This window comes from Mesorhizobium sp. LNJC405B00 (assembly GCF_000502615.1).
Taxonomy (GTDB): Bacteria; Pseudomonadota; Alphaproteobacteria; order Rhizobiales; family Rhizobiaceae; genus Mesorhizobium.
The window spans coordinates 186,083-206,329 of sequence record NZ_AYWC01000007.1; the positions used below are offsets into that span (position 1 = coordinate 186,083).

The 20,247-nt window shown below is 62.8% G+C and carries 14 protein-coding genes and 2 pseudogenes; 6 read left to right on the forward strand and 10 right to left on the reverse strand.

What is annotated here, in order from left to right:
* Positions 1 to 43: 43 nt before the first annotated feature.
* Complete coding sequence (locus X756_RS150410) at positions 44 to 874, reverse strand: alpha/beta hydrolase (RefSeq protein ID WP_023671046.1); 831 nt, start codon at positions 872 to 874, stop codon at positions 44 to 46.
* Positions 875 to 1,040: 166 nt separating this feature from the next.
* On the opposite strand from X756_RS150410, the gene X756_RS150405 reads away from it, so the two are divergent.
* Together X756_RS150405 and kynA are read left to right on the forward strand one after the other, a co-directional pair.
* Positions 1,041 to 2,666, forward strand: coding sequence for an AMP-binding protein (locus tag X756_RS150405; protein WP_023671045.1), 1,626 nt, complete (start codon positions 1,041 to 1,043; stop codon positions 2,664 to 2,666).
* The gene (gene kynA / locus X756_RS150400) at positions 2,663 to 3,499 is read left to right on the forward strand and encodes a tryptophan 2,3-dioxygenase (protein WP_023748414.1); all 837 of its coding nucleotides are present in this window, start codon (positions 2,663 to 2,665) and stop codon (positions 3,497 to 3,499) included. The genes X756_RS150405 and kynA overlap by 4 nt, the downstream gene beginning before the upstream one ends.
* Before the next feature lie 106 nt (positions 3,500 to 3,605).
* Here kynA and kynU read toward each other — a convergent pair whose 3' ends face one another.
* Complete coding sequence (kynU, locus tag X756_RS150395; protein WP_023696564.1) at positions 3,606 to 4,853, reverse strand: kynureninase; 1,248 nt, start codon at positions 4,851 to 4,853, stop codon at positions 3,606 to 3,608.
* 167 nt (positions 4,854 to 5,020) lie between these two features.
* On the opposite strand from kynU, the gene X756_RS150390 reads away from it, so the two are divergent.
* On the forward strand, positions 5,021 to 5,785 hold the full coding sequence (locus X756_RS150390) for a GntR family transcriptional regulator (protein WP_023688568.1): 765 nt from the start codon (positions 5,021 to 5,023) through the stop codon (positions 5,783 to 5,785).
* 205 nt (positions 5,786 to 5,990) lie between these two features.
* Complete coding sequence (gene lexA, locus X756_RS150385; protein ID WP_023684703.1) at positions 5,991 to 6,773, forward strand: transcriptional repressor LexA; 783 nt, start codon at positions 5,991 to 5,993, stop codon at positions 6,771 to 6,773.
* Here the strand turns inward: lexA and X756_RS01000000165600 are convergent.
* A pseudogene (locus X756_RS01000000165600) lies at positions 6,767 to 9,224 on the reverse strand (ComEC/Rec2 family competence protein). The gene lexA and the pseudogene X756_RS01000000165600 overlap by 7 nt on opposite strands.
* Before the next feature lie 111 nt (positions 9,225 to 9,335).
* Positions 9,336 to 9,752, reverse strand: a pseudogene (gene arr / locus X756_RS01000000165605) (NAD(+)--rifampin ADP-ribosyltransferase).
* Between the two features lie 462 nt (positions 9,753 to 10,214).
* On the opposite strand from arr, the gene gltX reads away from it, so the two are divergent.
* Both gltX and gltA read left to right on the forward strand, forming a co-directional pair.
* On the forward strand, positions 10,215 to 11,639 hold the full coding sequence (gltX, locus tag X756_RS150380; RefSeq protein ID WP_023730112.1) for a glutamate--tRNA ligase: 1,425 nt from the start codon (positions 10,215 to 10,217) through the stop codon (positions 11,637 to 11,639).
* Positions 11,640 to 11,820: 181 nt separating this feature from the next.
* On the forward strand, positions 11,821 to 13,152 hold the full coding sequence (gltA, locus tag X756_RS150375; protein ID WP_023671037.1) for a citrate synthase: 1,332 nt from the start codon (positions 11,821 to 11,823) through the stop codon (positions 13,150 to 13,152).
* A 130-nt stretch (positions 13,153 to 13,282) separates the two neighbouring features.
* Here the strand turns inward: gltA and lpxB are convergent, their stop codons facing one another.
* From lpxB to bamA, 6 genes are all read right to left on the reverse strand, one after another.
* The gene (lpxB, locus tag X756_RS150370) at positions 13,283 to 14,461 is read right to left on the reverse strand and encodes a lipid-A-disaccharide synthase (protein WP_023730113.1); all 1,179 of its coding nucleotides are present in this window, start codon (positions 14,459 to 14,461) and stop codon (positions 13,283 to 13,285) included.
* Positions 14,451 to 15,353, reverse strand: a complete 903-nt coding sequence (gene lpxI / locus X756_RS150365; protein ID WP_023730114.1) for a UDP-2,3-diacylglucosamine diphosphatase LpxI — start codon at positions 15,351 to 15,353, stop codon at positions 14,451 to 14,453. The genes lpxB and lpxI overlap by 11 nt, the downstream gene beginning before the upstream one ends.
* Positions 15,340 to 16,173, reverse strand: coding sequence for an acyl-ACP--UDP-N-acetylglucosamine O-acyltransferase (lpxA, locus tag X756_RS150360; RefSeq protein ID WP_023730115.1), 834 nt, complete (start codon positions 16,171 to 16,173; stop codon positions 15,340 to 15,342). Before lpxA ends, lpxI begins: the two co-directional genes overlap by 14 nt.
* A 15-nt stretch (positions 16,174 to 16,188) precedes the next feature.
* Positions 16,189 to 16,641, reverse strand: coding sequence for a 3-hydroxyacyl-ACP dehydratase FabZ (gene fabZ / locus X756_RS150355; RefSeq protein WP_023684696.1), 453 nt, complete (start codon positions 16,639 to 16,641; stop codon positions 16,189 to 16,191).
* 1 nt (position 16,642) lies between these two features.
* A complete protein-coding gene (gene lpxD / locus X756_RS150350; RefSeq protein WP_023684695.1) occupies positions 16,643 to 17,701 on the reverse strand; it encodes a UDP-3-O-(3-hydroxymyristoyl)glucosamine N-acyltransferase in 1,059 nt (352 codons plus the stop codon).
* Positions 17,702 to 17,778: 77 nt separating this feature from the next.
* Positions 17,779 to 20,172: an outer membrane protein assembly factor BamA gene (bamA, locus tag X756_RS150345; protein ID WP_023730116.1), complete on the reverse strand. Its 2,394-nt coding sequence runs from the start codon at positions 20,170 to 20,172 to the stop codon at positions 17,779 to 17,781.
* Positions 20,173 to 20,247 lie beyond the last annotated feature (75 nt).

Genomic DNA, 20,247 nt, shown 5'->3' on the forward strand with positions numbered 1-20,247 from the left:
GTCGCGGATCCAAGCCGTTAATTCCAAGAGATAAGACTGGTTGTTACTCCGCCAGCAATGTCCGCGTCAGCGGATGTGTCGGATCGGCAAGCCCGTCGACGATGCTGAAATGATGCCGGTCCGGCTCGACCACTGTGCTGGTCGTGGCGCCGAGGCCGATCCAGATGTTGGCAAGCAGCGCATTCTGGCGCAGGAACTCCGCCCGCTCGCCGCCGCCGGCCCAGCAGGTGATGCGCGCGCCCTGCATGGGGCGCAGCAGAACCGGGCTTTCGGCCAGTGCTTCCGCTTCATCGATGGCCAGTGTCGCGTTCATCCCCGTCCGCATGATCGGCCGCAGGTCATGGACGCCGGAGATCGAGACGACATTGCGCACGCGGCCCGCCACATCGGCGGCCAGGGGTGTCGTTGTCGTCACCATCCTGGAGGCGAGATGGCCGCCGGCGGAATGCCCGGTCAGGATCACCGGCCCGCCGACCATCGTCGCCGCCTTGCCGATCGCCGCCGCGATTTCCCTAACGATGCCGGAAATGCGTATGTCGGGACAAAGCGTGTAAGTCGGCATTGCCACGGCAAAGCCATTGGCAACCGCGCCGTTGGCCAGATGCGACCATGGCTTGTTGTCGAACGCCTTCCAGTAACCGCCATGGATGAAGACGACGAGCCCTTTGGGCATGACATCGGGAAGGAACAGATCGAGCCTGTTGCGCGGGCTGTCGCCATAGGCGATGTCGAGCTTGGCCCGACCGGACGCCGACATTGTGTCGCGAAAAGCCTGTGCCGGTGTGTCCCACGCGGCCGGCCAGCGATTGCTGCCGGCAATGTTGTCGCCGTTGGCGTAGGCATTGTCCCAATCGGCAACACGATGTTGGAGCATCTGCATCCCTCCCGGATGGCTTCAGTTCAGTCGACAGGAATGGCCGCCGAACAGGGCGGCGTCAATGCTGCGACCTAAAAACATTTTAGGCTTGAAACAAATTTCGACTGGTGCGATCCTGCGCCTTGTTCAGCCATGGGCGCGAGGCAGACAGGGGCAGCCGAAAATGCTTGGGCCATCAGCGCATATCGACACATTCACGCGCGACAACCTGCCGCCGCCGGAGCAATGGCCGGAGTTTTTGCTCGACGGCTTCGACTATCCCGACCACATAAATGCCGGCGTCGAATTGACCGACAGGCTGGTCGAAAAAGGGTTCGGCGACCACACCGCGCTGATCGGCAATGGCCGCCGCCGCACCTACAAGGAACTGTCCGACTGGACCAACAGGCTCGCCCATGCCCTGGTCGAGAATTATGGCGTCAAGCCGGGCAACCGGGTGCTGATCCGCTCGGCCAACAACCCGGCCATGGTCGCCTGTTGGCTGGCCGCCACCAAGGTTGGCGCGGTGGTCGTCAACACCATGCCGATGCTGCGCGCCGGCGAACTCGCCAAGATCGTCGACAAGGCGGAAATCACGGTTGCGCTTTGCGATACAAGGCTGATGGACGAGATGACCGCCTGCGCCAAGGGCAGTGCGTATCTCAAGCAGGTCATTGGCTTCGACGGCACGGCCAACCATGACGCGGAACTCGACCGCGCCGCCCTCGACAAGCCGGTCACCTTCACTGCCGTCAACACCGGCCGCGACGATGTCGCCCTGCTCGGCTTCACCTCCGGCACCACCGGCGTGCCGAAGGCGACGATGCATTTCCACCGCGACCTGCTGATCGTCGCCGACGCCTATGCCCGCGAAATCCTGGAGGTGACGCCCGACGACATCTTCGTCGGCTCCCCGCCCCTTGCCTTTACCTTCGGTCTTGGCGGGCTCGCCATCTTCCCGCTGCGTTTCGGCGCCGCGGCGACGCTGCTGGAACAGGCGACGCCACCCAACATGATCCACATCATCGAGACCTACAAAGCGACCATTTCCTTCACCGCTCCAACCGCCTATCGGGCCATGCTCAAGGCCATGGATCAAGGCGCTGACCTGTCCTCGCTGCGCGTCGCGGTTTCGGCGGGCGAGACGCTGCCGGCGCCTGTCTTCGAGGAATGGACTGAGAAGACCGGCAAGCCGATCCTCGATGGGATCGGCGCCACCGAGATGCTGCATATCTTCATCTCCAACCGCTTCGACGACATGAAGCCGGCCTCCACCGGCAAACCCGTCGGCGGCTATCAGGCACGCATCGTCGATGACGAGATGCGGGAGCTGCCGCGCGGCTCTACTGGCCGGCTGGCGGTGCGCGGCCCGACCGGCTGCCGCTACATGGCCGATGCCAGGCAAAAGGACTATGTCCGCGATGGCTGGAATCTCACCGGCGATACGTTCACGCAGGACGAGGATGGCTTCTTCCACTTCGCCGCGCGTTCCGACGACATGATCGTCAGCGCCGGCTACAACATCGCCGGCCCCGAGGTCGAAGCGGCGCTGCTCTCGCATCCCGACGTCGCCGAATGCGCGGTGACCGGCGCCGAGGACGGTGAACGCGGCCAGATCGTCGAGGCGCATATCGTGCTTGTGCAAGGTGTTTCGCCGGACGCATTGACCGTCAAACGCCTGCAGGACCACGTCAAGGCAACGATCGCGCCCTACAAATATCCGCGTTCGGTGAAGTTCATCGACGCCTTGCCCAAAACCCAGACCGGCAAGATCCAGCGCTTCCGGTTGCGCGCGGAGAAGAGCAATTGATTAAGCCGCACGATCCGGCGTCCGATGGCGCGCAGATGTCGTTCAAGGAGCGGATGTCCTACAGCGACTATCTGCAGCTGGACAAGGTGCTCGATGCGCAGGCGCCGCTGTCTTCGGCCCATGACGAGATGCTGTTCATCATCCAGCATCAGACATCGGAATTGTGGATGAAGCTCGCTTTGCACGAGATCGGCGCCGCGATCCGCTCTATCCGCGCCGACCGCCTCGAACCGAGCTTCAAGATGCTGTCTCGCGTCGCGCGCATCTTCGAGCAGCTCAACAATGCCTGGGACGTGCTGCGCACGATGACGCCAAGCGAATACACCGAGTTTCGCGACGCGCTCGGCCAATCCTCGGGCTTCCAGTCGTGGCAGTACCGCGCTATCGAGTTCATGGCCGGCAACCGCAACCTAGCCATGCTCGGGCCGCACAAGCACCGGCCCGATCTTACGGACAGGCTGGAAGCGATCCTGGCCACGCCGTCGCTGTACGACGAGGCGCTTCTGCTTTTGGCGCGCAATGGCTTCGACATCGGCGCCGATGCCGGGCGCACGGACTGGCGCGAGACGCGCGTCGAGAACGAAGACGTGCTGGCTGCCTGGCAAACCGTCTACCGCGACCCGCAGCGCTACTGGATGCTCTACGAACTGGCCGAGAAGCTGGTCGACTTCGAGGATTACTTCCGCCGCTGGCGCTTCAACCACGTCACCACGGTCGAGCGCATCATCGGCTTGAAGCGCGGCACGGGCGGCACCTCAGGCGCCTCCTATCTGAAGAAGATGCTGGAGGTCGTGCTGTTTCCGGAGCTCTGGACGGTCCGCACCCGGCTCTAGAGCATTTCACCGTTTAACGTAAACGGCGAAATGCTCTAGCTCTTTGATTTGACGCAATTGCGGACGGAAAACCGCTTCACACTTTTCCTGAAATTGCTCTAGTTCCTCAGGTGACCGCGGTCTTCACCGCGAAGCGGGCGTCCTGCCAGGCGCCGGTGCGCAGAATATCCTCCAGGACTTCGACCGCCTGCCAGACATCGCCATATCCGACATAGAGCGGCGTGAAGCCGAAACGGATGGTCGACGGCGCCCGGAAATCGCCGATCACGCCGCGCTCGATCAGCGCGCGCATCACCTGATAGCCATGCGGATGGAGGAACGACACCTGGCTGCCGCGCTGGCTGCCGTCGCGAGGACTTTCCAGTTCAAGCCCGTAGGCGCCGCATCTGGCTTCGACGAGCTGGATAAACAGGTCGGTCAGCGCGATGCTTTTTCTGCGCACCGCCGCCATATCGACGTCGTTCCAGATATCGAGCGCGCCCTTGAGCGCCCGCATCGACAGCACCGGCTGCGTTCCGCACAGGAAGCGGCGAATGCCGCTGCCGACGGCAAAGCCCTGCTCGAAGGCAAAGGGCCGCGCATGGCCCCACCAGCCGCTGAGCGGCTGGTGGGCATCGTCATGGTGGCGCTCGGCCGCGTAGATGAAGGCTGGCGAGCCCGGGCCGCCATTGAGGTATTTGTAGGTGCAGCCGACGGCGAAATCGGCATTGGCACGGTCAAGTTCGACCGGCAAGGCGCCGGCCGTGTGGCAGAGATCCCAGATGATCAGCGCGCCGGCGTCATGTGCCTTGCGCGTCAGCGCCGCCATGTCGCGCAACTGGCCGGATTTGTAGTTGACGTGGTTGACCAGGATGACGGCAACGCTGTCGTCGATCAGCTCCTCGATTGCGGCCGCGTCGACGCCCTCCAGCCGCAGCCGCGTTCCCGGCCGGGTCGAGGCGACGCCTTCGGCCATGTAGAGGTCGGTCGGGAAACTGTCGCCCTCGGCAACGATGACCGACCGATCCGGCCGCATGCCGAGCGCTGCGTGCAGCAGCTTGTAGATGTTGATCGAGGTTGTGTCGCAGACCACCGTCTGCCCATCAGCCGCGCCGATCAGTCGCCCGAGCTGATCTCCGAGTTCCACCGGCATGTTGAACCAGCCGGCGGTGTTCCAGGCGCGAATGAGATCGTGCGCCCATTCCTGCGTGGCGGCCTGCTGCAGTTCGCTGAAGACGACCGCTGACGCGGCGCCCAGGGAATTGCCGTCGAGATAAATCACGCCTTGCGGCAAGACAAAGCGTTCGCGCATGGAGCGCAGCGGATCGGCGGCATCCATTGCTTCGATTGTAGCGAGATCGGGTGTCGTGCTCATGATCCGGCGCCCCTCCATGGACAAACGCGCGCGGCGGAGCCTGCCGCCCAAACATGCCGGCGATCTTGAGTGGTCGCCCTTGAACTGTCAAACATTATATATAATTCACCCATTGAAAGGCTTTGATATATAATGATCCGCCGAGCGTTTATGTCTGATGGATCACGATGCTGGATGACGAGCAGACCTCGAAGACGGAAGCGGCCTATCGCCTGCTCAGGCGCGATATTCTTGCGACCCGGCTGGCGCCTGCCGCGCCGTTGAAGCTGAGCACGCTGCGCAACACCTACGGCATCGGCTGGACGCCGTTGCGCGAGGCGCTGTCGCGGCTGGAGGCGGAACGGCTTGTGACCGCCATCAGCAACCGCGGGTTTGCGGTCGCTCCCGTCTCTCGGGCGGAGCTCGAGGATTTGGCGCGTGCGCGGCTGGTGGTCGAACTGCCCCTGCTGGTGGAATCGATCGAGGAGGGCGACCGTGAGTGGGAAGACGCGGTCGTTGCCGCCCACTATCGTCTCTCACGGTGCGGGTCTGTTCTCGACGATCCATCGGATGATGCGGTCGACGCGTGGTACGAAAAACACGATGCCTTCCATGCGGCGCTGCTCAGTGCCGCGACATCCAGCTGGCTGCTGCGCTTCAATGCGACGATTTCCGACCAATTGCATCGCCATCACCGCTTTCTGGGTCTGGCCCCGACGCTGCGCGCCGCCGCCGGCCGCACGGATGGCCACCGGAAGGCCGTGGCGGCCCTGCGCGACGCCGTGGCGATCGAACACCATACCGCCCTGATGGAAGCGGCCCTCGATCGCGACGTCGAACGTGCGAAAACTCTGATGACCGCTCACATCGGCTACACGCTGCAGGTCTATGCCCAGAGTGAACCCGGCGCGGATGCTGCGCAGCCCCGTCCGAAAAGGAAGCGGCGATCGTAGCCGACGACGCAGGGCACTTTGTCTTCGTTTCACCCCGTTGCCGGCCAACGACTACGAGCGGCGCTCGCAGCGCCGAACGTTACGCTGAACAAAACGTCAACACATTCATTAAACTTTAAAAGGTTGCGGAACACAACTGGAACAGATAGTGTTTGTTCTGGGTTTGTTTTTTCTGATTCTGGTTTCAGAACCCTTGGGGGCCGCGATGCTGACGCGCAAACAACATGAGCTTCTGATGTTCATCCATGAACGCCTGAAGGAGAGCGGAATCCCGCCGTCCTTCGACGAGATGAAGGAAGCGCTCGACCTCGCCTCCAAGTCCGGCATCCACCGCCTGATCACGGCGCTTGAGGAGCGCGGTTTCATTCGCCGGCTGCCGAACCGGGCGCGCGCGCTGGAAGTGCTGCGGCTGCCCGACTCGATCGCACCAGGCCTCAATGCGGCGAGGAAGTTTTCGCCGAGCGTCATTCAGGGCAGTCTTGGTCAAACCGGCCAAGGGCAAGGCGGCCAAGGACAAGGCGCGTTGGGCCAAGGCGGTCTCGGCCGCCAGATCAAGCCGGGCTCGCCGTCGCGTTCGATGTCGGCCGGCAATGACGATGCCGTTTCCGCGATTTCAATCCCGGTTATGGGACGCATCGCCGCCGGCGTGCCGATCGACGCCATCCAGCATCAGACCCATTCGATCTCGGTGCCGCCCGATATGATCATGGGCGGCGAACACTACGCGCTCGAGGTCAAGGGCGATTCGATGATCGAGGCCGGCATTTTCGATGGCGACACGGTCATCATCCGCAATGCCGACACAGCCAGCCCCGGCGAGATCGTGGTGGCGTTGGTCGACGATGAGGAAGCGACCCTGAAACGCTTCCGCCGCAAGGGCGCCTCGATCGCCCTGGAAGCCGCCAACCCGGCCTACGAGACCCGCATTTTTGGACCGGACAGGGTGAAGGTGCAGGGCAAGCTTGTCGGATTGATCCGGCGCTACTGAGCCGGCTTGGGTTTGTACTTTTCACGCTGGTTGTAAGGCGGCAGGCCGCGCGCTTCGCGGGAGAAGCGGCGTTGCTCGTGCCAGGGGCGATACGGCTTGTCGACGGCGAAGCGGATGGTTGGCGCTGCAGCTGCCGATTGCGGATCGAAGAAGACGGCGGCGCTGCCGTCGCGGGCCAGCTGTTTCTTCGTCACGACCAGCACCAGCGGGTCGCGGCACGGATTGTAGGCGGTGGCGTCATCGATGACGATCAGGCTCGCGAAGGCACAGGCCGGCCGCGCCGTCTTGCGGTCTTTCGCAAGCGCTACAATGGCTCCGGAAGGGTGCCGGGCGATACAGAGATCGCCGGTGCAATAGAAGGGCGAGCCGGGCGGCAGATCGAGCGGATCGAGATCGAACCGCGTATCTGTTGCCTCGAAAATCTCAGGTGGGATAATGGTTTTGGCCCGCAGCGCCCGTTTCCAATTGTCCGTGGTGAATTCGTTGGAGCGTTCGCGGTTGAGGGCGAGTTCGCCGCCACCGATCGGCATGGCCACCAGATGCGCATCCTCGGATATGAGCACGTCGGGCGTAAGCACCTGCGGCACCGTCAACAGGCCGGCCAGCGCGAAAGGCACGGCCGCCAACCTGAGCCAGGTGGTGGCCATGGTGGCGATGACGAGGGCGACCGCCACCAACAGCACCGAGCGGATGGAGATCAGCCCGACGGCGTCGACCGGCGAGCGCTCGGAAATCCAGGCCGATATAGCGATCATCGCCATCAGACCCTTGCCCATCACATAGAGGAACGGCCCGTCGGCGCCGAACGGCATCGCCAGTGCGCTGAGCACGGCAAAAGGCATGACGATCAACGAAACAATCGGCATCACGGCCAGATTGGCGATCAGGCTGAGCGGCGACACACGCTGAAAATGCCAGATGGCGAACAGCAAGGTTGCACTGCCGGCGATGATCGAGGTCATGGCGAGGCCGCCCATGGCCAGCGCGAATTTTCGCGACAGGAAGCCGACGAAGGAGCGCTTTGCCGGCGGCGTTCTCACCTTGTCGGCGCGGTAATCGGCCCAGCCGGCATAGGCGCCGACAAGGGCGGCGGTGGCAGCAAACGACATCTGGAAAGCTGGGACCGACCACCTCGTGCGGCGACACCAGGATGACGGCAATGGCGGAGATCGCCAGATTGCGCATGGTGAGTGCGGCGCGATCAAACAGCACGGCGACAAGCATGACCGCCAGCATGATGAAGCTGCGCTCGGCGGCAACCACGACGCCTGAAATGACGAGATAGGCGGCGATGGAGACGAGTGCTGCCACTGCTGCATATTTCTTGACTGGGCGGCGCGAAGAGAAATCGGGAAACAGCGCAAAGGCGCCACGCAGCAACGCCATGATGGTGCCGGCAACCAGCGCCATGTGCAGGCCGGAGATGGAGATGATGTGGTAGATGCCGGTGCGCCGCATCGCTTCGTTGACCTCGTCCGGGATGCCGGCGCGCACCCCGACAATCAACGCCGCGGCAATCTCGCCTTCGGCGCCGCCGATTTTGCCCCTGATATGGTCGGCAATGTTTTCGCGCGCGTTCTCGATTGCCGAGGAGAGCCGCGCGGTCAGCGGCGGCGGTCCCTGCGTAGCAATGGTTTTCGGATTGCCGAGAAAGAAGCCGCTGCCGCCGATACCGGTGAAATAGCTGTCGAAGGAGAAATCGTAGCTCTCCGGCCGCACCGGACCGGTCGGCGGCAACAGCCTGGCATAGCCGGTGATCAGGGAGCCGGCGGTCATATCGGCGGGAACGGTCCGCGCCGAGAGCCTGACCCGCTCCGGGGCGTAGCGCAGCTCGGGGTAAGCGGTCGAAACCACATCGAGCGTCAGCCTGATGCGGCCGCTTTCCATCTGTTCGAGACTGACGACGCGGCCGGTCAGCCGTGTCTGAATCTCGGAGCCGAGCATCTGCGTTCCGGCGCGCCAAGTCTCGACTTTGGCGGCGACGACGCCGAGCGCGCACAGCATCGCGGCCATGCAGAACAGATGCGTCCTCGGCCGCGATCGCGTGGCGAGGGCGCAACATGTCGCCAGCACCACAATGGCGATTGGCTGCGCAAAGCCGGGCTCGCCGGCCAGCGAGAAATAAATGATGACGCCGGCCGCCAGGAAAACCGGCACCAGCAGGAAGGCGACGCCCCGGTCGAGCTCCGTGTTGGCGGCCACGGCAAGGCTGCGGCGGAGCGCGGGCCATGACGGACGGCGAAGCCGTCTGCGCAGACGGGCGATAGATCCGGGCGCTGTGACTTGCGCCGGCAACGCGCCACCGGGCAGCGCAGGCGCGACGCCGGGATGCGGCTCAGGCAGCGCGAGGGGCAGCGGCTCGGCATAGGGACTATCGGCAAACAGCGAGCGTTCGCTGACGCTTGCCTCGGCGCCTTCGCCTTCCTTCGTGCCCCGGCCACGTCCAGCCATCGGGTCTGCCCCTTGCGCCCCAGACCCCTATGCTACATGAACGCGCAAAGCGCGAAAGTCCGCGTGATCACGTCCACCGCGCCGGAATCGACCATCACCTGGCAAGGACGCTCAATCCTCAATCATATCCTGGCCCTCCGCCCTCAGGCGAGCAAGCCCATCGTGCATTGCCTTCAATTGTTCCGGTGTATGACCCTGCCATTCACCGAGTTCACCCAGGATGAGCAACGGATCACGGGAGCGGTAGGATTTCGTCGGATTACCGGGAAATTTTTTGTCGGTCAGGTTAGGGTCATCCATAAAAAACCCCGTCGGCTTTACGATGTAAATCCTTTGACGACCGTCACCCGTTGCAAGCTCTGCTCACCAGATGGCGGCTTCCAGTGTCTGGGTGAAATAGATCCATGACAGTGGTTTACCTCTGAAATTGGAAGGGTGGCCGACGCTCAGCAGATCCCCGGGTTTCAAATCCGCCCGGGTACCATGGTAGAACGGATCACCCTCCGTATGGTCGGCGTTTTCGGTCATCGGTAGTCCTTCTTTCAATCATGCCTCCTTCGTGGCGAGACCGGCCTGCACACAGTTGCGGTGTTCACGATAATGATTGCAGAAAGGTCAATATGCGTGACCAAGCCAACGCTGTCACGGCGGCGTTGTAGTCGGGCAGTGCCGCATCCGTGAAGAAATGTCCGCTCGTCAGAGGGGGCTACCACCGTCGCAGCGATGTTCCAGGCACTGTGACGGACGCTGCAGCCGAATGAAACCCAGACATTGACGCTGCTGTCAAACGAGGTTGCGCGGAGGGTGCGAACAGATTTTGTGCTACAAGGCTCCAGCGCCAGTTGACGCAACCGATAATTGCCGACGTGCCCCGGCCACGTCCAGCCATCGGGTCTGCCCCTTGCGCCCCAGACCCCCTATGCTACATGAACGCGCAAAGCGCGAAAGTCCGCGCGATCACGCTCCGCTTTCCAAGGTTCCGAGAGTTCCATGTCCGACACGGTCGTCACCCGTTTTGCCCCCTCGCCCACCGGCTATCTGCATATCGGCGGCGCGCGCACGGCGCTGTTCAACTGGCTGTACGCCAAGCACACCGGCGGCACGATGGTGCTGCGCATCGAGGACACCGACCGCGAACGCTTCAACGAGGCGGCGACACAGGCCATTCTGGATGGGCTGACCTGGCTCGGCCTTTCCTGGGACGGTGAGGCCATATCGCAGTTCGAGCGCGCGCCGCGCCACCGTGAGGTGGCCGAGGAGCTGGTGCGCCTGGGCAAGGCCTATTACAGCTACGAGACGCCTGCCGAGCTCGAGGCGATGCGCGAGGCCGCACGCGCCAAGGATCTGCCGCCGCGCTACAACGGCCAGTGGCGCGATCGTGCCCCCTCGGAGGCGCCTCCCGGCGTCAAGGGCGCCATCCGCATCAAGGCGCCGACCGAGGGCGAAACCGTGGTGCACGACCGTGTGCAGGGCGAGGTGCGCTTCCCCAACAAGGACCTCGACGATTTCATCATTCTGCGCTCGGACGGCAATCCGACCTACATGCATGCCGTCGTCGTCGACGACCATGACATGGGCGTCACCCACATCATCCGTGGCGACGACCATCTGACCAACGCCGCGCGCCAGACGGTGATCTACAACGCGATGGGCTGGGACGTCCCGTCGATGTCGCATATCCCGCTGATCCACGGCGCCGACGGCGCCAAGCTGTCGAAGCGGCACGGCGCACTCGGTGTCGAGGCTTATCGCGCCATGGGCTATCTGCCCGAGGCACTGCTCAACTATCTGGCGCGGCTCGGCTGGAGCCATGGCGACGACGAGATCATGTCGATCAAGGACATGATTTCGTGGTTCGACATCGGCGATGTCAACAAGGGTGCGGCGCGCTTCGACTTCGCCAAGCTCGAGTCGATCAACGGCGCGCATATGCGCAAGATGGCCGATACCGAGCTGTTCGACATTTTCGTCGCCACTCTGCCATACCTCGAAGGCGGATCTGCTATGGCCGCCCGTCTCGACGACGCCAGGAAGGCGCAGCTGCTGGCCGCCTTGCCGGGCCTGAAAGAGCGCGCCAAGACGCTGGTGGAACTGGCCGATGGCGCGGCCTTCCTGTTCGTCGAGCGGCCGCTGCCGATCGACGAGAAGGCGGCAGCATTGCTCAGTGCCGACGCGCGCGCGATCCTGCGCGGCGCACATGCCGCTTTGCAGACTGTTTCGGGCGATTGGTCGGCTGCCGCGGCTGAAGCCGCGGTGCGCGAGTTCGCAGCGGCCGGCGGCCACAAGCTCGGCGCCGTGGCCCAACCGCTCCGGGCGGCCCTTACCGGCCGTAGCACCTCGCCCGGCGTGTTCGACGTGCTTGCCGTGCTTGGCCGCGAGGAAAGCCTGGCGCGGATTGCGGATCAAATCGATTAGGAGCGAGCTGGCCCAAAAAGATTGGCATTGAAAGGCGGGTTTCGCAGTGCAACATTAGGCCTTGGCCCAATCAGGCACGCACCTCCCAAAATGCGGTGGCGAGTTCGCGCATTCCGGTGATTTCGACGTGTCGTTTGCAGGAATTGCCTTGCCGGCATGAGGAACATGAAGGAGTTTGAGAATGAGCGAAGCTGCGACAAGACTGGAAACCGGCAGCAAGACGACGCACCCGTCGACTGCCACGCTCGAACTGGCCGGCAAGACGCATGAATTCAAGGTGCGAAGCGGGTCGGTCGGGCCCGACGTCATCGACATCGGTGCGCTCTACAACACCACCGGCGCCTTCACCTACGATCCCGGCTTCACTTCGACGGCGAGCTGCGAGTCGGCGATAACCTTCATCGACGGCGATGCCGGCATCCTGCTTCACCGCGGCTATCCCATCGACCAGCTGGCCGAGCATGGCGACTTCCTCGAAGTCTGCTACCTCCTGCTCTACGGCGAACTGCCGACCAAGGCACAGAAGGACGATTTCGACTACCGGGTGACGCGCCACACCATGGTGCACGAGCAGATGTCGCGCTTCTTCACCGGCTTCCGCCGCGACGCGCATCCGATGGCTGTGATGTGCGGCGTGGTCGGCGCGCTGTCGGCCTTCTATCACGACTCCACCGACATTTCGGACCCGTATCAGCGCATGGTCGCCTCGATGCGGCTGATTGCCAAGATGCCGACGATTGCGGCCATGGCCTACAAATACCATATCGGCCAGCCCTTCATTTACCCGAAGAACGAGCTGAACTTCGCCGCCAACTTCCTGCATATGTGCTTTGCGGTTCCGTGCGAGGAATACAAGATCAATCCGGTGCTGGCGCGCGCCATGGAGCGGATCTTCATCCTGCATGCCGACCACGAGCAGAACGCCTCGACCTCGACCGTGCGGCTTGCAGGCTCGTCGGGCGCCAATCCGTTCGCCTGCATCGCCGCCGGCATCGCCTGCCTGTGGGGCCCGGCGCATGGCGGCGCCAATGAGGCGGCGCTCAACATGTTGGGAGAAATCGGCCATGTCGACCACATCCCGGAATTCATCGCCCGCGCCAAGGACAAGAACGATCCGTTCCGGCTGATGGGCTTCGGCCATCGCGTCTACAAGAACTACGATCCTCGTGCGAAAATCATGCAGAAGACGGCGCATGAGGTACTCGGCGAACTCGGCATCAAGGACGATCCGCTACTCGACATCGCCATGGAGCTGGAAAAGATCGCGCTGACCGATTCCTACTTCATCGAAAAGAAGCTCTATCCGAACGTCGATTTCTATTCCGGCATCACGCTGAAGGCGCTGGGCTTCCCCACCACCATGTTCACCGTGCTGTTCGCGGTCGCCCGCACCGTCGGCTGGATCGCGCAGTGGAAGGAAATGATCGAGGACCCGCACCAGAAGATCGGCCGCCCGCGCCAGCTCTATACCGGCGCCCCGGAACGCGACTACGTGCCGATTGCGAAAAGGTGAAAGAGAGTGAATGGTGAATGGCAAGTAGTGAATAGCAGGTAGTAAGTAGCAGGTAGTAAGTAGCAGCTTGATTATAGTCGAGAGTGCGTTAATCCTATGCACTATTCACTATTCATTCACTATTCACTCGCTAAACCCTATTCGCTCTCCCGATGTGGCGAAGAACGACATCGGCGGCGATGTCGCCGGAGGGCCTGTCGGTGGCCATGCGTCTGGCAACCTCGCCAAAGCCGTCCTTTTGCCAAGCGCGGTAGGCGGTGTCTGAGAACAGTGCCTCGAGCTGCCGCGCCAGATAGTGCGGCCGCACATACTGGTTGTAGCTTTCCGGCACGACCGGCCGGTCGGCAATAAGGTTGGGCAAAGCAGCGCTCCACACCGTGATCAGGCTCTGCGCCATCAGCATGATCGGATCGAACTTGTAGCAAGAGACCATCGGTACACCCGACATCGCCAGTTCCAGTGACACCGTTCCAGACGCGATCAGCGCCGCATCGGCCTTGCCGAAGGCCTGCCATTTGCGCTCGGGATCGAGGATAATTTCCGGCTCCTGATCCCAGCGCGCCACCGATGTTTTGACCAGTTCGGCGACATGCGGCACCGTCGGCAGCAACAGCCGCAGCCGGTGGCCACGCGCGCGCAGCGCCGACACCGTCTCGCCGAACGGACCGATAAGCCGGCTCACCTCGCCGCGCCGCGACCCTGGCAGGACGAGCAGCGTCTTGACGTGATCGGCAGAGAGATCGCGTGGCTGGGCTTGCGCCCTGGCCGCGCCCTGCACGCCTGGATCATGCGTGAGGCGATGTCCGACGTAAGTGCCGGGCGGGCCGCCGAGACGGCTGAGCTCCTTTACCTCGAAAGGCAGGATGCACAGTATGTGGTCGACATAGGGCTTCATCGCGGCCGCCCTACCCGGCCGCCACGCCCAGACGCTCGGGCAGACATAATGGACGATCGGGATCGACGGATCGGTGGCGCGGACCTTTTTGGCGACGCGCAGCGAGAAATCGGGGCTGTCGATGGTGATCAGACAGTCGGGTTTTTCGGCGGCGACAGCACTTGCCGTCTGGCTGATCCGCCGCATCAGGCGCGGCAAGTCACGCAGGATGGCGCTGAGCCCCATCAGCGCGATCTCGGCGCCGTCGAACAGCGGCGCCAGTCCGAGCGCCTGCAGATGCCGCCCGCCAGTGCCGACGAGTTGCACCTCGCGCCCGGTTATGCGCTTCAGCGCCTGCACGATGTCGGCGCCCAGCAGGTCGCCGGATTCTTCGCCGGCGACGATGGCAATCTTCAGCGGCTTCTCAGCTGCCATGGACAGACTCCGCAGCCGGCAGGCCGAACACGAACAGGCCGAGCGCATTGGCGCGCGCGACAACGGCGGGGCCTTCGAGGATGAGCGAACGGCCGGCTTCGACGGCAATGCCGGCGAGCCCCGCGGCATGCGCCGCCTCGACGGTCCGGGGGCCGATAGATGGCAGATCGGCACGCAATTCCTGGCCAGGCTTGGCGCATTTGACCAGGACACCGCGCGTCTTGCCGGCCAGCCTGCCATGGCCGCGCAACTGCTGCGTCCGCTCGAGCAGTCCGTGGGTGCCCTCGACGCCTTCCAGGGCAACAGTGCGGCCACCGATGGCAATTGCCGCCTGACCAATGTCGAGCGCGCCGATGGCCTTTGCCGCCGCATGTGCCGCCTCGATATCGCGCCAGTCGGACTTTCGCGGCACTGCTTTGGTCAGCGGCCCTTCGGCCGCGACGAGCCGGGGCACGACTTCATGCGCACCGACAACCTTGACGCCCCGTGCCTCCAGGCCGCGGGTCAATATCTTCAACAGCCCGTCATCGCCGCGGGCAAGCGCCATGGCGAGCGAGGGTATAAGTGCCAGTAGCCCAAGGTTCGGACGCATGTCGACCAACCGCGGCCTGCGCCTGATCTCGCCGGCAAGCACAAGATGGGTGATCCGCCGGCGCCTCAGCAACGCAACCAGCGAGCCGATGTCTTCCAGCGCAAGGCTTTCATGCTCATAGATTGTGAGGTCGGACTGACGGTCGGCCTGACATTCGACCAGGATGATGACGGGCGGATGTCCGGCCTCCGCCAGGCCGGCGGCAACTTCGACCGGCAAGCTACCGCCGCCGGCAATGATGCCGACCCTGGCGTCCGGCGCAAGATCGAGGCCCGTTGAAGTGGCCTCAGCCTTCGTCATCGGCATCGTCGCCGTCGCCACCCTTAAGCGACGGGACGGCAAAATGCCGCTTGCCGCGACTGGTGATGAAATCGATGATTTTCATGGCCGTCGGCGACGACGCAAACTCGGCCTTGGCGAATTCGATGTTCTCGCCGACAGTGCGGGAGCGGTCGAAGATGGTCTTGTAAGCCTTGCGCAGCAGGTAGATTTCGGCGCGCGGCAACCCGGCGCGCTTCAGGCCGATGATGTTGAGTCCACGCAGGCTGGCGCGATTGCCCACCGCAATGGCGTAGGGAATGACATCGCCGACAAAAGCCGAGCAGCCGCCGAGAAAGGCGTTGTCACCAACACGCACGAACTGATGAACGGCGCTGAGGCCGCCAAGATAGACGCTGTCACCGACCTCGCAATGGCCGCCCAGGGTCGCGCCATTGGCGAAGGTGGCGTTTTTACCGACGACGCAATCATGGGCAATGTGGGCATAGGCAAGGAAATTGCCGTTGTCGCCGACGGTCGTCTCGCCGCGGCTGGAATCGGTGCCGAGATGCATGGTCACGCCTTCGCGGATCGTGCAGTTCTGGCCGATGACCAAAGTGGTGCGGCCGCCCTTGTGCTTGGTGTTCTGCGGCGGTCCGCCCAGTGTCGCCATTGGATAGACCTTGGTCGCGGCGCCAATGGTTGTCGCGCCCAGCACCGAGACATGGCTGACCAGTTCGACGCGGTCACCGATCACGGCGTCAGCGCCGACATAGCAGAAAGGTCCTATTGCGGCGCCTTCGCCGATCTGCGCGCCGGCCTCGATGACGGCCGAGGGGTGGATTGAAGTCTGTATTTTCATGAGCATTTCGAACCGTCAGCCGGTAACCATCATTGCCGAGATCTCGGCTTCGGCGGCCTTTGTGCCCTCCACCATGGCCTCGCAGGCGAATTTGAGCAGGTTGCCGCGCATCTTGATTTTCTTGACGTGGATTTTCAACTGGTCGCCCGGCACGACCGGTTTGCGGAATTTCGCATTATCGATGGTCAGGAAATAGACCAGCGACGGCTTTTCCGTGTTGAGGTTACGGATGCAGATCGCGCCGGCGGTCTGCGCCATGGCCTCGACGATGAGCACGCCCGGCATCACCGGCTGATCCGGGAAATGGCCTTGGAAATGCGGCTCATTGATGGTCACGTTCTTGATGCCGATGGCAGAATCATTGCCGTCGATTTCGATGATGCGATCGATCATCAGGAAGGGATAGCGATGCGGTAAAAGCTTCATCAACCCCAATATATCGACCGCTTCGAGCGTCGCCGGCACCATCTCAGCTACTTCCCCCTTCGCCCTGCTTGCGCGTCCTGGCGAGCTTCCTCAGCATGGCGATCTCGCGCATGGCTTCCGCCATCGGCTGCGCCGGATAGCCTCCCCAGATCTCGCCCGCCGGCACGTTGCTCATGAACCCGCTTCTTGCAGCAAGCTTGGCCCCTGATCCGATGGTCAAATGATCGGCAAGGCCAACGCCGCCGCCCATGGTGACACCATCACCGACGGTGACGGAGCCGGAAATACCAGAGAGCCCGGCAATAATGCAATTGCGGCCGATGCGAACGTTATGGGCGATCTGCACCAGATTGTCGATCTTGGTGCCCTGACCGATGACCGTATCCGACATGGCGCCGCGATCGACGGTCGTGTTCGAGCCGATTTCGACATCGTCCTGGATGATGACGCGGCCGACCTGCGGCACACGCTCAGGGCCTTTGGCGCCGCCGACAAAGCCGAAGCCGTCCTGGCCTATCCTGGCGCCGCCATGAATGATGACGCGGTTGCCGATCAGCGCATACTGAACACTGACACCCGGCCCAATGTAGCCGTCACGGCCGATCTGGCAGGAGGGGCCGATAACGGCGTGGGGGGCAATGACCGTTCCGCTGCCGATGGAAGCGCGGGGGCCGATGACCGCTCCGGCCTCGATGATCGCCCCGGCCTCGATATGCGCCGAGGCATCGACATGAGCTTGCGGCGAGACCCCGGTTTCGCTGGTCATCGGTCCCGGCGTAGCCGCCGTCGGGAACAGCAGCCGGCCGATCATGGCGAAGGCCTGCTGCGGGCGCGGATGAACCAGAACCGCGATGCCGGCCGGCGCCTTGCCCGCGAACTCGGCGGGACAAAACACGGCCGCCGCCTTCAGCGACTGCATCAGCGCGAAATTGCGCTTGCCGTCGACGAAGACGAGCGCACCCTCGCCGCCTTCATTGGCTGGCGCCAACGCATCGATCGATATGTGGGCAAAATCGGAATCGACAAGCGATGCGCCGGTCAGATTCGCGACTTCGCCAGCCGTATACCGGCGTGATGGCGCGAAGAACACCGGATCGGTCATTCCAGAAGCAATATCCAGCTAGGTCGGATCAATTCTCTTCCGGACCCCAACGGCCCGGAAGCATCGTTACCCGCGCATCAGAAGCGGCTCGACATGCCGAAGTTGAATTCCTGCACGTCGTCGGTCTTTTCCTTCTTGACGGGCATCGCGTAGTCAATGCGGATCGGGCCGAAAGGCGATGACCACAACAAGCCGACACCAACCGAAGCGCGCAACTCTAGATCAGTTGAAGCTTGAGTAACCCCGGCGACGTTAATCTTGCTGCCATACAGTGTGGCGGCATCAGCAAACACGGCGCCGCGCACACCAAAGCTTTCCGGAATGACCGGTATCGGGAACTGAGCTTCCGCCGACGCATTGAAATAGGTGGTGCCGCCGAGGTGGTCACCCGTTGCAATATCCGCAGGACCGATGCCACCATACTCGAAGCCGCGGATCATGCGGTCGCTGCTCTGGAACTGATCGAAGATACGCAGGCCGTCACCGCCGAAGCCTTGGATATGGCCGGCGCCGCCTGAGATCAGGCCGACCAGGTCCAGCTGTTCGGACAACGTCTGGTAGACAGTCCCACGACCGGTAACCTTTACGAATTTGGCATCGCCACCAAGGCCGGCAACTTCCATGGTCGTGGTGGCGTAGATGCCTTCATGCGGGCTCTTCATGTCATCGATGGTGTTGTAGACCAACCCAAGGCTGACCGACGACTTGATCCAAGGGCTTTCATCAATTCCCTGGACGATTGCCGCAGATACGTTGCAGTCCGCGTCGGGAATCCCGTCGCCAGGGGCGTTGCCCGGGACGGCAGGATTGTTATCGCAACCGTCGTCGAGCTTGTACTTCTCCTGGGCGATATTGTACGCCAACTGCGTCGAGATGTTGTCGGTGATCGGCAGGCCGAAGCGCACCGTCGCACCCAGCGTCTCGCTGTCATAGTGGTCGTAGTTGCGTGTCTGCTGGAAGATGTCGAAGCCGGCAGCGATACGGCGCCCGAGGAAATAGGGCTCGGTGAAGGACAGGCTGTAGTCGCGCGAATTCTTGCCACCACCCGCCGAAACCTTGATGTACTGGCCGCGACCGAGGAAGTTGCGCTCCGCGACCGAACCTTCGACGGACGGACCCGCAGTGTCGCCACCGGTCGAATATCCTGCGCCAACCGAGAACTCGCCGGTCGATTTCTCGACTACGTCAACCACGAGCACGACCTGGTCTGGCTCAGAACCCGGGACAGTCGAAACGTCGACTTTCTCAAAGTAATCTAGCTTTTCCAGCCGCTTCTTCGCGCGCTGGATAAGAACCTGGTTGAAGGCGTCGCCTTCGCTGACATCGAACTCACGACGAATGACATAGTCGCGTGTGCGGTCGTTGCCGCGGATTTCGATGCGCTCGATATAGGCCTTGGTGCCCTGGTCGATCGTATAGACGACCGAAATGGTGTGGTTCTCGAAGTTGCGATCACCGCGAGGCGTCACCTGGGCGAAGGCATAGCCCGAACCCGCGACCTTTTCGGTCAGCGCAATGATGGTATCCTCGACATCCTTGGCGTTGTAGACGTCGCCCTTGTGGGTCTGAACCACCGATTCCAGCGCCTTCGAGTCGACTTCGGGAATGGTGCTCTCGACGCTGACGTCGCCGAACGTATAGCGGTCGCCTTCCTGCACGGTGATGGTAACGGTGTACTGGTTGGTCGTGTCGTCGAGCTCGCCGACAGCTGAGACCACCTGGAAGTCGGCATAGCCGTGATTGTAATAGAAGCGGCGCAGCGATTCCTGGTCGGCGCGGAGCTTGTCCTCGTCATAGACGTCGTCACGCAGCACGAAGGACAAGAAGCTCGAGCGCTTGGTTGCGATGACGTCGGACAGGCGGCGGCTCGAATAGGCGCTGTTGCCGACGAAATTGACAGCGGCGATCTTGGTGCGGCCGCCTTCGTTGATGTTGAAGACCACGTTCACGCGGTTGTCGCCGAGATCCATGATCTGCGTCGTGACAGCGGCGTCATCCCGGCCAATTCGCCTGTAGGCAGCCTTTACCGCCTCGACATCGGAGTCCAGCGTTGCCTGCGAGAACGTCCCGCGCGGCTTCAACTGCACGGCGACTGCCAGCGCGTTGTCCTTGAGCTTCTTGTTGCCCTGGAACAGAACCTGGTTGACGACCTGGTATTCGGCAACCTTGACTACCAGCGTCGAACCGACCTGATTGATCTGCACGTCCGAGAACAGCCCGGTGCCGAACAGCGCCTTGACCGCATCGTCGATATCGGCGCTGGAAAACGCCTTGCCCGGCTTGATCGTGATGTAGTTGCGGATGGTGTCGGCGTCGACACGCTGGTTGCCGCTGACCTCGACTCTCGAGACAACGGCTGCCTGCGCCGCAGATGTGGCAACGAACTGCACGGCGAGCGCACCTGGTACAACCAGAGCGGCGGACATAGCCACCGCGGACGCGGCGCTCAAAAATTTGGATGCTGCCTTCATCGGGCTTTTGTACCTTTTCTCGAAGTCCCCACGGCGAGAAAACCGGACGTGCGGTAATTTCTCCTACCGTATTAA